Consider the following 13,977-nt stretch of genomic DNA (forward strand, 5'->3'; position numbering starts at 1 on the left):
AGCGGTGTACCGGGTGTCAAAGGTCATTCGGCGGAAGAAAAACGACTGCGTGAAAAGTTGTTTCTCTTGCGCCTGAAATTACAGCCATTTTGTACTGGATTGCTTGTCCGAAACCTCTGTCTGAAGGCCTGTCCGACTGCGGGTCAATAAAATTCTTTCGGGTAGTATTGCGGGCAAACCGCTGTCGGTTGAGTATGATCCGACATACGTCAAGAGCAATAGTCAGCTAAACCCAAGCAAAAACACTTTTTTTGAAGCAGAAGTTGACTTCAGGGAGTGGTTCAGTGACTTCAAATAGCCGCCCACTTATTGAAATTTCCAGCTGGCTCACGGAATGTGCTTTGCTCGAGCGGCCTATCGCCGAAACTCTTGTTGGGCTGGTCGAGAAATTGCAGGACGACGGGATCTCTATTCATAGAATCAATTGTTCCACGTTTCAGCGACATCAGATCATGGGCGCCGTCGATACCACCTGGGACGCGGATTCAGGTACGGTCAAGACCGCGTTCGTCTCCAAGTACGCGCTCACGCTTTCTGAAAATGTTAAAACGCCTGTCGGTTCGTTGGCTCGAGGGACGTCGGACTTTGAGCGCTACCATTTGGGTGACCCAGAATCGAGAGCGCGCTTTTCCGTTCTGACCGACCTCCACGCTAAGGGTTACACAGAGTACTTCCTTCTGAAACAAACCTACGGCAGAAACTTTGAGTGGCTGAATTTTGCTCCCGATGCGGAGGGCGTCTACGCGTCATTTGCGACCAAACAGACGCAAGGGTTTTCCGAGGCGCAAATTGAAAGCATCAGGGCAATCTGGCAGCCGTTTGCTCTGTTTCTGAAAGCGACAACGGAGCGCATACTTTCTGAAAAACTGCTGGAGGCTTATGTCGGCAACCTGCCTGCGCAGAACATTCTGTCGGGAATGGTTGAACACGGTGATGGCGAGAGTATCTCGTGTGCGCTCTGGTACAGTGACCTAAGGGGGTCAACACGATTGTCTGCCACATTGCCTTCGGGCAAATATCTGGAGTTGCTGAACCATTATTTTGAGTGCACTGCCGGTGCAGTCTCTGCACATGGTGGCGAAGTGTTGAAACTCATCGGCGACGGTGTCATGGCGATCTTTCCATTCCAAGGTGGCAACGAGGCGGCGGTATGTGCCTCAGCGCTGGCGGCTGCCGAGGATGCGTTGAGACGTGCGGGTGAAATCCAGGAGCGGGAAACCGATTCCGCAACGGAGCTCTATTTCGGGATCGGGTTGCACGTCGGTGAGGTTATTCTTGGAAATGTCGGGACAGCGAACCGCCTCGATATGACCGTGACCGGACATTCGGCAAATCAAGTGACACGTATTGAGGCCCTGACCAAACCATTGGGCCTGTCCGTGCTGGCTTCTCCGACATTCTTCCAGACACAGAGCGAAGGGCTCACATCCGTTGGCCGGTATCCGGTCCCCGATTTCGGTGGGATGACAGAGATTTATTCGCTCGTGGAAAGGGCGTGACATGCCATAGTTTTAGGATTGCCAAGCGTCCTTTGCGGCTGCCGTTGGACGCAGCTAGTCAAATCTCACATTAAAGCCGCCGATAAGACCCAGGCCGTTCAATATTGCCGCCCAACAGCCGGGCTGACGTTCGCTGATCTGACAACCGGGTCAATTTCGGCTCTTTCCCTCAGTTTGTTCTGCAAATCGCGCGCCCTTGAAAACCCGGACCGCATTTCCGCGTTCCAGCTGCCTGTGCAGCTGGTTCTGGTCCGACCTGTCCCGTGCAAGCTCTTCCTCTCGTTTCAAAAGGAAACGCGCTTTCAGCCGCGCTATCGCAACCTGCCGGTTCCGGTGCTGGGACCTTTCGTCGGTGGAAACGGCAGAAAGGCCGCTCGCAAGGTGGGTGATCCTGACGCCGCTGTCTGTTGTGTTCTGGTGCTGCCCGCCCGGACCGCCGGAGCGGAAGGTCTCGATCCTGACGGCGCCTGCCGAAAGGTCGAGCTCTGGAATGTCCTTCGCATTCACCTCAAAGACGCCGACAAACCAGTTTTGCCGCTTGTGATGCGGCCGGAACGGGCTCTTGCAGATCCATTGCACCGTCCCGGTCCAGCGTTTGGCGAATTTGTCTGCAGCGGCGCCGGAAAAGCTGACCAGCGCCGACGCCGGGTCTTCGCTGCCGGTGCCGATTGGCACCTCAATGTGGCAGACCAGTTCCGCGGTTTGCGCTTCCTTTTGCATTTTTTGCAGGACGAGTGCGACGGCTCGGCGGCATTCCTGAGGACCGTTTCCACTGGTCACCAGAAGATGATGTGGATCGAACGAACTCATCGCTTCGCCCTCCGTTCTTTCAAACGGCGGCGCTTGTCCTCGCGCTCTGATGCGCGTTCCTGCGGGATCGCCTTCTTGAACGTGAGCAGGGGTTTCAGCGCAGCGACTGTTTGGGCGAGGCTGTTTGCCGTGAGGTCTCCAACGACCTGCTTTGGATCCTTGTAGGCCGCTGGTGCCTCTTCGATAAGAAGCTGACGATCTTCGCAGACGACCTGTCCGCCGAAAGAAGTGCGGGCCAGGGTCTGCCGGTCGGAGCGTGTCGCACCGGCACGCCCTGTCATGGATCGTCGGTCATACTTGCGGCCGGAGCCGTGCGCGATTGAGGCGAGCGCCTCCGGCTTGTCGCCCGCCGGAGCAAGCAGGAAGCTCAAGGCGTCCCGGGACCCGGCGAGCGGAACCAAAGGCAGGTCTGCTTTTGCCGCTCCCTTGCGGTGCAGGAGCGCGCCACCGTGGTCCTCAATGAGATTGTGAGGAACGTCGGCGACCAGGCTGAGCTCGCACCGCAGAGCGTTTGCAGCGCGTTCGGCAATGATCATGCGATTGAGACTGGCCCATTGAACGGCCCTCTCGTGCGCTTCGAGGTACGCTCTGCCGGCCATGCTCTCCGCGTCCAACCCGGTAAACTGCTCCTGGACCGTTCCGAAAACGGACATGCCCAGAGAGCGAGAGCCGGAATGAACCAAAAGTAGCAGGCTGCCTTTTGAAAGGCCTGCGTTTTCCAGCAAAGTCTCGTCGCCCACGCTTTCGACTGCCTGCACTTCGCAAAAATGGTTGCCACCTCCAATGGTGCCAAGCGCTTGCGGGTGCAGATCGGATGGCAGGCCTGCCGACGTCAATCGTCCGGCGGAATTGCCCATCCAGGCCCCTTCAAGAGTGCGGATCTTTTGAGCGGCCTTGTCCAGCCGGAGTTTGCGGGCCGGCAAGTCGAGCGCAAAAAGGCTCATACCGCAGCCAATGTCGTTGCCGATCAGTTGCGGATAGATGCGGTCGGCCAGCATCGCGCTCCCCACCGGGCCGTATTTGCCTGGATGAAGATCAGGGAAAGCTGCAATGCGGGACATTCCCGGCATTTCGGCGGCCTGGTCGAGCTGATCTTCGGCAGACCCTTCGATCCAGGACGTTGCTGAATAAAAGCGATGGATAGGAGCCGCGCTTGTCAGATGCGCGTCACCCTCCTTTTGGAAAGTGCCCATGTTGGGAACCTTTTGAAAACGAGTATTGGCTCAGGAGCAAGATATCTTCTCCCAATCTGCCTCCGACGCACCGCAATCTCGGTTTAGCGAAGGTTTGCCGCCCGTCTGGGCGCGCGTAACATGGTCGTCATGTCCGGTGTCCCGTTTTCAAATTCATCGTGCCGCTCTGCGCGGTCCCGGCTAAATAAGTTCTGTGGCCGCACTCTGCAAGCAGCAAGTTGCTTTGCCTCGATATGAAGCGATCAGTGTTGCTGCCGCGCAACGAGCGGCGTGACGGTCGGACTGGCGAGCCAGAAAACGAAGTCAGGCACACCCGAAGGTGTGCCTGATGCTTTCCCCCACCCAGCGACAGAGGTCGCAGGGCTATCGTCAAAGATCCTTCGCGGCTGACGAACGGATGGTCTTCCAGTTCTCTTCGGCCTTTGCGATGGTACCGGCCTCATCTTTCTGGAACTCGCGAAAGATTTGCTCGTTCAGGAAGAGATAGAGCTTGTCGTCGACGATGGCGGCATACTGCGGATCACCATCGAATTTCTTGCCGACCGATACTCCGAAGGTGCAGAAGCCGCCGTTCTGGGGCAAGTACGCCGCCGGATTTGCTTCAAATGTCTCCATGGTTTCCTTGGAAGAGAAATAATAGGCAACGCCATCGTGAACGGCGGTGTGCCGCGCCGCGCCATCGATCCGATTGCCGAGATTGACAAAGGCGACCGGATCAACGCCATGCATGCCAAGCGGGGCACCTGCGGCGGTCAACCCGTTGGAGGTGTTGTATTCGTCGGCTGCAAAGGTCGGGCCCGACAGGCTCGCGATGCTCAGCAACGTTGCGGCGATGAGTGTCTTTGAGAAGGGCATATTGAATTCTCCTGATCTGGATCTGCAAGATATTTGGCTGGTCTGTTCACCAGCCGTCTGCACTTTGCGTTCGTCGTGACGATTGATCCATGCGCGATAGATCGCCAGAATTTGCAGATCGTCCGGCTCCGGGCGGAAACGAAAAACACCGGCATAAAGCCGGTGCTTTTCAGGTCTGGATCTCGGGAAGGCTGGCTGGAGACCGGAGGCACCCCTAGCCGTCACGCCGCCAGCGGTTCGGTCTCCTCCGGCTTGTGCAGGGCGACGACAGTTAGAACCGCAAGAGCGTTGACGATGTAGTAGGCGAAATCGATGCCGTTGAAGCCCAGCAGGAACGGGGCTGCCAGGAAGACGACGCCGACCGCAAAGTCGACGATCAGATGAAACGAGTAGGGCAGGACCCGGAACAGCCCGGTTTCGTGGTCGGTCAGGACAGTCAGGATCAATGCGGCAATGCCGGTTACCACCGACAGCCAGAAAGCCAGAGGATTTGATTGGCCGAGACCGAGCAGCATCGGCAAGGCGATCAGGCCGATGGCGACCGGATAGTCGAGATAAGCGTGGATGGTTTTTGTAACAAAGCGGATGTTCATGTCGTGCTCCTCAATCAAGGTTGGTTGGAGGCAGCTGCCTCTCGTGGCTTAAGGTGATCCGCGACGTCGGATTGATCCATGCACGAAAGTCCTCGAAAATTGATCAATCGTCCGAGAGCCTTGCGACGCTCGTCCAAATTCCGCAAAACAAGGGCGAAACAAGCCCGATGAGGGAAGAGCATGAAAAACGATGCCCTGAGCCAGATCCTCGACGCGCTGAAGTTGCGGGGTTCGATCTACTTTCACACCAACTTCTCACCGCCCTGGGCGGTCGCAGTTCCGGCATTCGGGAATGTTGCGCGGTTCCACATGGCAATGCGCGGCGCCTGCTGGCTGAAGGTCGAAGGGCACGCCGCACCCATTTATCTTGCCACTGGCGACCTGGTGGTCATTCCGCATGGAGCTGCTCACGTTCTTTGCGATGAACTTGGCCGGGAGGCGACAGCTGTCGATCAGGTGCTGCAGCAGACAGGCTACAAAGGCGAAGGCGCGCTTTATTTCGGCGGACCGGAAGAAGAACAGAGTTGCAAGCTGTTTTGCGGGCATTTCGAATTCGAGGACGGGTCCGTCCATCCGATCCTCGATGCGTTGCCCGAGGTCATTCACGTTCCCAACACGGAAACGCTCAACGCATTCTGGCTGGAAACGGTGATGCGTTTCGTCGCCAGTGAAGTGCGCGCAACCTTGCCCGGCTCAGATGCCATCGTGCACCGGCTGACCGAAATCATCTTCATTCAGGTGGTGCGCACATTCGTTGATCAGAAAGGCGACAGGGCAGGGTGCCTCGCCGCCGTTCTCAATCCGAAGCTGGGGCGCTCGATGTCCCAGATCCACCAGGCGCCGGAACTGCCCTGGACCGTGGAGACTCTGGCCCGGGAAGCTGGGATGTCACGCACGGTGTTCGCGGAACGCTTCACAGATCTCGTCGGCATGACGCCGCTCGCCTACGTTACGCATTGGCGCATGGAGAAGGCCCGCCGCGACATCCGCGAAACCGACCTCCCGCTGATCGATATCGCTGAGACCATCGGCTACGCCTCCGAAGCCGCCTTCAACCGTGCTTTCAAGCGGCAGTTCAACCAGACACCCGGTCAGATGCGGCGCAGGGCTCTATCTCATACTGGTGACGCGACAAATGAACTTTGATTTGAAGGCGCTATCCATTTTGTGAATTGAGTAAATTGCCGATAATTTTTCATAGTGTGACTTCCGCCACAGACCGTCTTTCCCGGTTGCCTATTTTGGAATTGTCCTTGTCAGGAACGGACACGCGGCTGTTGACGCAAAAAGGCCGCTCGATTGAAAACTATGTTGGCTTTGTTTTGCCGCGGCCAATCCGGCCGGTTCTGCTGAGCGATGGCTCGTTCAGTCCAAAAATTTGCAGGAATGAAATATATGCCTTTGAGAATTGGGAATTTTAACGTCGCTCGCACTGTTATGGCCGGTTTGTTTTGCCTGGGCGCGATGAACGTCACTGCTACCGCGCAAGAAATGAATGCCCTGGCGCTTTCAAACGGTGCCGTCTTGAAATCCTATACATCGGAGTACGGTGGACGAGGCAGTTCCGAATGGATTGCTCTTGCACTCATTGACGGAAATCCGGCTGTCGGATGGTCGAGTGAGCAGTTCAAGAGTGCGCCAAACGAATTTCTTTTCGAGTTGGAAAGGGACTTTTCACTGAAGTCGTTTTCTTTCGACAACACGCGCACCGACGAGCCGACCCATCCTGGGATTTCCGCCAAATCGATCGAAATCTATGTGTCGGCTGACAGTGAAAAAGGCCCGTACAAGAAAATTGTTTCCGGAGAAATTGCAGCTGGGAGCGTTTCCGAGGTCGCTTTGCCTGAGCCGGTCGCGGCTCGTTGGGTGAAACTGGTCATTGCGGGCAATGGCGGTCATCAGGAATATACGGAATTGATGGAGTTTTCCGCAATTGGAGTGCCGCTGGAAGAGCGTGCTCCCAGTCAGAATTTTACAGGTGTTTACGACACGAATTGGGGCCGCTTCTTTCTCAAGCACCAGGATGGCGAACTTGACGGGTGTTACGATCACGATTCAGGAACGTTCAGCGGAAAGCAGGTCGACGGTCTGATGAACATCGAGTGGAGAGAAACCGGAGACCAAACCGGAAGCGCCGCACTTGCCATTACTGACGACGGAACCAGTTTCAGCGGACTTTGGTATGAAAATGCGCAGCTGCAGGGCACCTGGGCTGGCGTCCTGTCGGCTGACCAGTTGTCGAAACCGGCCTGCGCCGTTTCACTGGTTGAAAAGAAAAAAACACAAGTAGCTGCGGCTCTGGACACTTATGGTGTCGCGAAGCTTTACGGCATTTATTTTGATTTCGATTCCGATGCCATCAAGCCAGCCTCGGCCAAAACCCTTGCGGACGTGAAAGCGTGGCTTGCGGCAAATCCCGGAAAAACAGTTGTGTTTGAAGGCCATACGGATGCCAAGGGAAGTGACGACTACAATCAGACGCTTTCCGCCAAGCGTGCCGCCGCCGTTGTTCTTTGGCTAAGTGCAAACGGTATCGATCTGGGCCGACTTTCACACACGGGGCAGGGCGAGGCATTTCCGGTTGCCGACAACAGTACCGAGAACGGTAGAAGCCTGAACCGGCGGGTCGAAATGAAGGTTCTGAACTAGGTGTGGAGCCCATAAAGGTTTTTCACCCGCAATGAAGATCAGAGACGAGTTGGTGACCAACGCGATCAGTTTCAGGATCTTTGGAATGAGCAATCCGTACAGTGATTGGCAAGAGACCAGGATTTCAAGCGCCGGTTTAAGCAGTCTCCGGCCAGATGCGGCGTAAGGGGCAAGGGTGACGTTGGAAAAGGCAAAGACCTTCTGTTGATGGGCTTCGATTAGAAGGCCGGTTAGTGATCAGAGGCAGCGATTTCTGAAGTTAGCAGCCCATCCTTCGAGACGCCGCTTGCGCGGCTCCTCAGGATGAGGTGTGAAGGTGTGGCGCCGTTCGTTTGCAGACTCAGCCAAATGCCGAAATTCGGAGCAAACAGTCGCCAATCGTTCGACCGCATCCTGAGGAGGAACGCTAGATCCGTCTCGAAGGATGGGCCGCGTGTTCTAAGTGCCCAGTGCGGCCTCTTTCGTCCGACATTCACTAGCCCGTTGTGAGGCACGGTGTATTGGATCCCGGATCAAGTCCGGGATGACACAAGCGGTAACCGCCAGCAGTGTGCAGGTTGCGTGAACTTCATCTTCAAAAAAACAGGGAGCGGAAAGCTCTGCGCCTTAGAGCTGTCAATCGTTTTCAGTCGCTTGCCCAGTAATGCGTTCAGCTCTTGCCTTGTTCGCGATAAGGATGCGCTCTAATGAGACCGGGTTCCGCCTTTTCCATGGATCAGGATGTCGAGAAGAAAAGGAACGTTGACCGCACCGAGTATCGTCGGCGTTACCAGCGTTTCTTCTTCAACGAATTCAACCACCCCCAGTTCCGAATAAAGTTCGTAAAGCCGGGCTGAGCCTTCTGTGAACTTGGTTTCCAACGCGTGTTTGGGATCTGAGAAAAAATACCGGAGCGTCATGAGCGTTTCGATGGAGAACGTGTCGTGATGGTCCCACAGCGGAAAGAATTTCTCTGTAAATGCGCGGATTGGGCCAGCGTCACCGTTTAAGTGCTCCATTTGAGCGGTCTGCGCGCCGCAGAAATCAGGCAGGTTCTTAATACCGTAGTCCGTAAGAGTATGGGACTTCAGGAACTCCCGAATTTCTTCTGGCACATCTTCGGTGCTTTCCTGCGTGTATCCTAGAAAGGAAAGGCGCGCGTAAAGTTCGTTTGTGACGGACTCAAGTCCGGTCATGAAGACGGGCAGCTTGTCGTCAGCAAGGAGGTTGATACAACCTCGAAGGTTAGACCGGTCGCCATTGCTCAACGCGTGAAACATGTAGCAGGTATCCGCCCACCAATGCGGATGTCTTGGCTCATCTGTTCGGGTCTGGACGACGAACTCTTCTTGAGCGCCGTTGGTTACGGTTTTTGAAAACGTATGCTGCTCAATTGTCATTTGCTGTGTTCCCAGTTCGCTCAAGACGCAAAAAAGGCGGCCGAGGCCGCCTTTCAAGCACAGGTTGTATTCTGAAATCAACCGATAATGCCGTTCAGCGTCGCGCTTGGGCGCATCACCGCGTCGACCTTGTCTTGCGGTGCGTGGTAGTAGCCGCCGGTATCAGCCGGAGAGCCCTGGACGCCGTTGAGTTCGCCGACGATTTTGTCTTCGTTGGCGGAAAGCGCTTCGGCGATCGGGGCAAAGTGGGCCTTCAGCTCCGCGTCCTTGTCCTGGGTGGCCAGAGCCTTCGCCCAGTAAAGTGCGATGTAGAAATGGCTGCCGCGGTTGTCGAGGCCGCCGACGCGGCGGGCCGGGGACTTGTCGTTGTCGAGCAGGCCTTCGATCGCCGTGTCGAGCGCATCGGCCAGCACCTGAGCTTTGGCATTGTTCTTGGCGTTGGCGAGATGTTCCAGCGATGCACCGAGGGCACAGAATTCGCCTAGGGAGTCCCAGCGAAGGTAGTTTTCTTCCTGAAGCTGCTGAACGTGCTTCGGTGCTGAACCGCCGGCGCCGGTTTCAAACAGGCCGCCGCCATTCATCAGCGGAACGATGGAGAGCATCTTTGCGGACGTGCCGACTTCCAGGATCGGATAGAGATCGGTCAGATAGTCACGCAACACATTGCCGGTAATGGCAATCGTGTCTTCACCGCGGGCAATGCGTTCTGTGGTGTATTTGGCCGCTTCGGCGGGTGCCATGATCTTCAGGTCGAGACCGGACGTGTCATGGTCGGGCAGGTACGCGTTGATCTTCTTGATCAGTTCCGCGTCGTGGGCGCGATTTTCGTTCAGCCAGAAGACACCCGGCATGCCGGAAAGGCGCGAACGGGTGACGCCCAGCTTGACCCAGTCACGGATCGGTGCGTCCTTGGTCCGGCAGGCGCGCCAGATGTCGCCTTCCTCGACCTCATGTGAGATCAGGGTGTTACCGGCTTCATCGACAATACGGATCGTGCCGTCGGCGGGCGCCTTGAACGTCTGCGGGTGGGAGCCGTATTCCTCTGCTTTTTGTGCCATCAGACCGACATTCGGTACGGTGCCCATCTTGGCCGGATCAAGCGCGCCGTTTTCCCGGCAGAAGTCGATGACTGCGGAATATACGCCGGCGTAGGAACTGTCGGGAATAACGCACTTGGCGTCGTGTTCCTTGCCGTCTGGGCCCCAGCCTTTGCCGCCTGCGCGGATCAGCGCCGGCATGGAGGCATCGATGATGACATCGGACGAAACGTGCAGGTTGGTGATGCCCTTGTCGGAGTTCACCATGTAAAGATCCGGACCGGTGTCCAGAGCCGCTTTGATGTCGGCTTCCACTTCCGCGCGCTTGTCCGCCGGCAGCGTCGCGACCTTGGCTTCCAGGTCGCCGAATCCGAGATCCGGATTGACGCCGATTTCGGCAAAGGTGGCCGCATGCTTGTCGAAAACGTCTTTCAGGAAGGCTTTCACGCAGTGGCCGAAGAGGATCGGGTCGGACACCTTCATCATCGTTGCTTTCAGATGCAGCGAAAACAGAATGCCCTGATCCTTGGCGTCCTGAATTTCCTTTTCCAGAAACGCTTTCAGCGCTTTGACGCTCATGTAGGTGGCGTCGATAACGTCGCCTTCTTCAAGCGGCCAGTCGGCTTTCAGAACAGTGAGGTCACCACCCTTGGCGTCGAATTCGATCTTTGCCGTGCCGGTGGAAACAGCCGGAAGGGTGACCGACTTTTCGTTGGAGCGGAAGTCGTTGGCGCCCATCGTTGCCACGTGGGTTTTGGACGAATTGGACCATGCGCCCATGCGGTGCGGGTTCTTCTTGGCGTATTCCTTGACCGCCTTCGGGGCGCGGCGGTCGGAGTTGCCTTCACGCAGAACCGGGTTCACTGCTGAGCCCTTGATGGCGTCGTATTTCGCCTTGACGGTTCTTTCTTCTTCGCTCGACGGATCGGAAGGGTAGTCGGGAAGCTTGTAGCCCTGTGCCTGAAGCTCCTTGATCGCAGCATTGAGCTGTGGCTGGGACGCGGAAATGTTCGGCAGCTTGATCACGTTGGCGTCCGGCTGCTTGACCATCTGACCGAGTTCGGCCAGGTCGTCCGACTGCTTCTGGGTGTCAGTCAGATACTCAGGGAAATTCGCCAGGATGCGGCCGGCAAGGGAAATGTCGCGTGTTCCGATGGTAAGTCCCGCGGCCTTGGTGAAGGTGCGGATGATGGGCAGGAACGAGGCGCTTGCCAGCTCGGGCGCTTCGTCGACCTTGGTGTAGATGATATCGGCCATGGTGCTCACATTTCCCAGTGTTCGAAGTGGGGTCGGCGAGGACTTTTCGGCGTCCCCGGATCGGATTTCGACCAGCGTATACAATTGTACGCAATCAAAAGCCAGCCCTTCTAAAGACAAAGGCGGTTTGTTCGGGAAGGTTCTAACAAACGGGTGGGAAATGTCTATCAACAACGCTCAGAGCGGACGGGTGTTTTTTCAAACTTCGATTGTTCCAGGTGATGGCATAGGCGCGCAGAAGCGGTTCAAGCAGTCTTGTTTCAAAGGCTAGGCCGCCGATCGAATAAAAGTATTCGCCTTCACCGTGGTACCGTTGCCAGCGTTTGAGCCAATCGATGTATTTGGGAACAATGTATTTGTACTCGGTCACCTCAATAAAAAGAAATCGGCTGAAACCGTGCTTTCTGACATAGATGTTCTGAACCACATTCCAGGGGATTGGCTGACTGAATAAACGCTTGTCGTGAAAGCCATCAGGTCCGATTAGAACAACTGGATCCACGGCATTCCAAAGTCGTTTCAGGTTGAGGAGCGCGAAAGCGCCAAAGCCGAGTAGAAAAAACATGCCCATGAGGCCGTGCTTTACGGAAATGCCTCCCGACGTCACAACCTCATAGCTGACGAATGCCCCAAAAGTTGCCAGCAAGGCCGAAACGACAAACCAGCAAAAGAGCGGCACCACGGAGCGTCTGATTTTCACGGTCGCATTGGGGTCGAATTGCATGGAGAACACGACTTTTCCGAGGTTGAAACCTTATCGCTCTTTAAATCTCAAGTTTTAAGGGCGGGTTACCTTTCGGGCGATCAGGACAAAGCCGCTCCTTCCGCCAAGTCCGCCAACGCCCGGTCCGTGACAGTGTTTGTTTTTTTGAAACAGCTTCCAATTCTCATTGTCATCCCGGCCAAGCGCAGTGCGAGCCGGGATCCAGTACGTCGCAGCTTCGGTGGCAATGACGCATACTCCGGGTGTACTGGATCCCTGCCTTCGCAGGGATGACAAATCTTTGTTGCGACACCGCGTTGGCCTTGCGCAAGGGTTATCTCCGGTTGGAAATTGGGTCCCGGATCAAGTCCAGGCTGGATGGATGCCGATTGCGGAACGGTTTCCAATTCTCATTGTCACCCCGGACGCAGTGAAACGGAGATCCGGGGCCTACTCGTTCGCAGAGAGTTTCTGGCGGAAAAGGTGACGCTTCTGCCGACACAAACGCTTTGGCAAGCTGACAGGTGAGTGGGCCCCGGATCTGCGAGCTGCTTGTCCGGGGTGACATTGTTGCGTCTTGTGCCGCGTTGACCTTGAGCAAGGGTCATCTCAGGTTGGAAATCAGGTCTCGGATCATGTCCGGGAAAGCGCTAAGCGTATCTTTGGCGTTGTGCCCCACAACCCATTGTCACCCCGGACGCAGCGCAGCGGAGATCCGGGGCCTACTCTTTTGCCGAGCGTTTCTGGCGGAAAAAGGTGACGCTTCTACCGGCACAAACGCTTCGGCAAGCTGACAGGTGAGTGGGCCCCGGATCTGCGCGCTGCTTGTCCGGGGTGACAATGTTGCGCTTTGCGCCGCGTTGGCCTTGAGCAAGGATTATCTCAGGTTGGAAATCGGGTCCCGGAACAAGTCCGGAAAAGCGCTGGATGTTTGCTTAAACCGTTATCAAGGAGACAAGCTGCCAAGTCCGTTCGACAGACTGCTCTGCGGTCATGCAACTTCATGAGATCCCGGTTGACCGGTGATTCACTTTGTTTGGCTATTGTTGCCGAAGCGAATGTGACGGAGGACGCAATGGCGCGGCGTTACGATCTATTTGGTTCCCGTGGTAACCGAGACGAAACTCGTCCGCGAAAAAGGAAAAAACCGCTCTCGATTGGAAGGGCGGTCAAGGGTTTCTTTATCTTGCTGGCGCTTCACATGGGTCTGCTGGCGGTCATGATCGTCGTCAATCCGAAGGCGATTTTTGCTCCGATTACTGCGCTGGATCGTCCGGGTATCCGCACCAATGCGTGCAACAAGGTCTTTTTCTTTCTACCGGATTATCTTGAAACGCCAGCGGTTTGCCTGACGGCGAACCTGCTTCCCTTTTTCTTTTTTCCCATGATTGTCCTGCTTTACATTCTCGCCAGACTTCTGCGTCTGGAGGACTGATCGGACGGGTTAGCTCCTTGTGCGACCCAGCACAGCGCTGACCAGGCCTCTATTCTCCAAGACACCAAAATGCCGCCACTCCTTCCGATAAGCCCGCCAACACCCGGTCCGTGATGGTTTTTGGTTTTTCGAAACGGCTTCAAATTCTCATTGTCATCCCAGCCTTCGCAGCGCGTGTCGGGATCCAGTATGCCGCAGCTTCAGTGGCAAAGACGCACATTCCGCGTGTACTGGATCCCTGCCTTCGCAGGGATGACAAGTCTTTGCTGCGACGCCGCGTCAGCGTTGAGCCGGGTTCTCTACCAGGCGCGCGAGATCCCGGATCAAGTCCAGGACGGATGGGTACCTGTTTGCGAAATGTGTCCCACAGCCCATTGTCACCCCGGACGCAGTGAAACGGAGATCCGGGGCCTACTCGTTCGCAGAGAGTATCCGGTTGAAACAGGTGACGCTTCTGACCACACAAACGCTTCGGCAAGCGGACAGGTGAGTGGGCCCCGGATCTGCGCGTTGCTTGTCCGGGGTGACAGTGTTGAGAGTTGTGCCGCGTTGGCGTTGAGCAGGGGT

At 56.2% G+C, this 13,977-nt stretch carries 11 protein-coding genes; 4 read left to right on the forward strand and 7 right to left on the reverse strand.

Annotated features, from left to right (window positions below; genetic code table 11):
* Positions 1–452 precede the first annotated feature (452 nt).
* On the forward strand, positions 453–1,499 hold the full coding sequence (locus RBB47_RS02130; RefSeq protein ID WP_305984069.1) for an adenylate/guanylate cyclase domain-containing protein: 1,047 nt from the start codon (positions 453–455) through the stop codon (positions 1,497–1,499).
* A gap of 150 nt (positions 1,500–1,649) precedes the next feature.
* On the opposite strand, the gene prfH is transcribed toward RBB47_RS02130, so the two are convergent.
* The 4 genes from prfH to RBB47_RS02150 all read right to left on the reverse strand — a co-directional run bounded on the left by prfH (position 1,650) and on the right by RBB47_RS02150 (position 4,950).
* Positions 1,650–2,309 carry a peptide chain release factor H gene (prfH, locus tag RBB47_RS02135; RefSeq protein WP_305984070.1) on the reverse strand — a complete coding sequence of 220 codons (660 nt, stop codon included), beginning with the start codon at positions 2,307–2,309 and terminating at the stop codon, positions 1,650–1,652.
* Positions 2,306–3,502 carry an RNA ligase RtcB family protein gene (locus tag RBB47_RS02140; protein ID WP_305984071.1) on the reverse strand — a complete coding sequence of 399 codons (1,197 nt, stop codon included), beginning with the start codon at positions 3,500–3,502 and terminating at the stop codon, positions 2,306–2,308. The genes prfH and RBB47_RS02140 overlap by 4 nt, the downstream gene beginning before the upstream one ends.
* 369 nt (positions 3,503–3,871) lie before the next feature.
* Entirely contained in the window at positions 3,872–4,357 is a 486-nt protein-coding gene (locus RBB47_RS02145) for a YHS domain-containing (seleno)protein (RefSeq protein WP_305984073.1), read from the reverse strand.
* A 221-nt stretch (positions 4,358–4,578) separates the two neighbouring features.
* Positions 4,579–4,950 carry a hypothetical protein gene (locus RBB47_RS02150; protein ID WP_305984074.1) on the reverse strand — a complete coding sequence of 124 codons (372 nt, stop codon included), beginning with the start codon at positions 4,948–4,950 and terminating at the stop codon, positions 4,579–4,581.
* 180 nt (positions 4,951–5,130) lie between these two features.
* Between RBB47_RS02150 and RBB47_RS02155 the strand changes: the two genes are divergently transcribed.
* Positions 5,131–6,096 carry an AraC family transcriptional regulator gene (locus tag RBB47_RS02155; RefSeq protein WP_305984075.1) on the forward strand — a complete coding sequence of 322 codons (966 nt, stop codon included), beginning with the start codon at positions 5,131–5,133 and terminating at the stop codon, positions 6,094–6,096.
* Between the two features lie 318 nt (positions 6,097–6,414).
* Complete coding sequence (locus RBB47_RS02160) at positions 6,415–7,599, forward strand: OmpA family protein (protein ID WP_305984076.1); 1,185 nt, start codon at positions 6,415–6,417, stop codon at positions 7,597–7,599.
* A 683-nt stretch (positions 7,600–8,282) separates the two neighbouring features.
* Here the strand turns inward: RBB47_RS02160 and RBB47_RS02165 are convergent.
* The 3 genes from RBB47_RS02165 to RBB47_RS02175 all read right to left on the reverse strand — a co-directional run bounded on the left by RBB47_RS02165 (position 8,283) and on the right by RBB47_RS02175 (position 11,843).
* Positions 8,283–8,978 carry a hypothetical protein gene (locus RBB47_RS02165; protein WP_305984077.1) on the reverse strand — a complete coding sequence of 232 codons (696 nt, stop codon included), beginning with the start codon at positions 8,976–8,978 and terminating at the stop codon, positions 8,283–8,285.
* 77 nt (positions 8,979–9,055) lie between these two features.
* A complete protein-coding gene (locus tag RBB47_RS02170; RefSeq protein ID WP_371932726.1) occupies positions 9,056–11,281 on the reverse strand; it encodes an NADP-dependent isocitrate dehydrogenase in 2,226 nt (741 codons plus the stop codon).
* 133 nt (positions 11,282–11,414) lie between these two features.
* Positions 11,415–11,843, reverse strand: coding sequence for a hypothetical protein (locus RBB47_RS02175; protein WP_305984079.1), 429 nt, complete (start codon positions 11,841–11,843; stop codon positions 11,415–11,417).
* A gap of 1,333 nt (positions 11,844–13,176) precedes the next feature.
* Between RBB47_RS02175 and RBB47_RS02180 the strand changes: the two genes are divergently transcribed.
* The gene (locus RBB47_RS02180) at positions 13,177–13,410 is read left to right on the forward strand and encodes a hypothetical protein (protein ID WP_305984080.1); all 234 of its coding nucleotides are present in this window, start codon (positions 13,177–13,179) and stop codon (positions 13,408–13,410) included.
* Positions 13,411–13,977: the final 567 nt, after the last annotated feature.

Origin of the sequence: Roseibium sp. MMSF_3544, from assembly GCF_030732845.1 — a bacterium.
Classification (GTDB): domain Bacteria; phylum Pseudomonadota; class Alphaproteobacteria; order Rhizobiales; family Stappiaceae; genus Roseibium.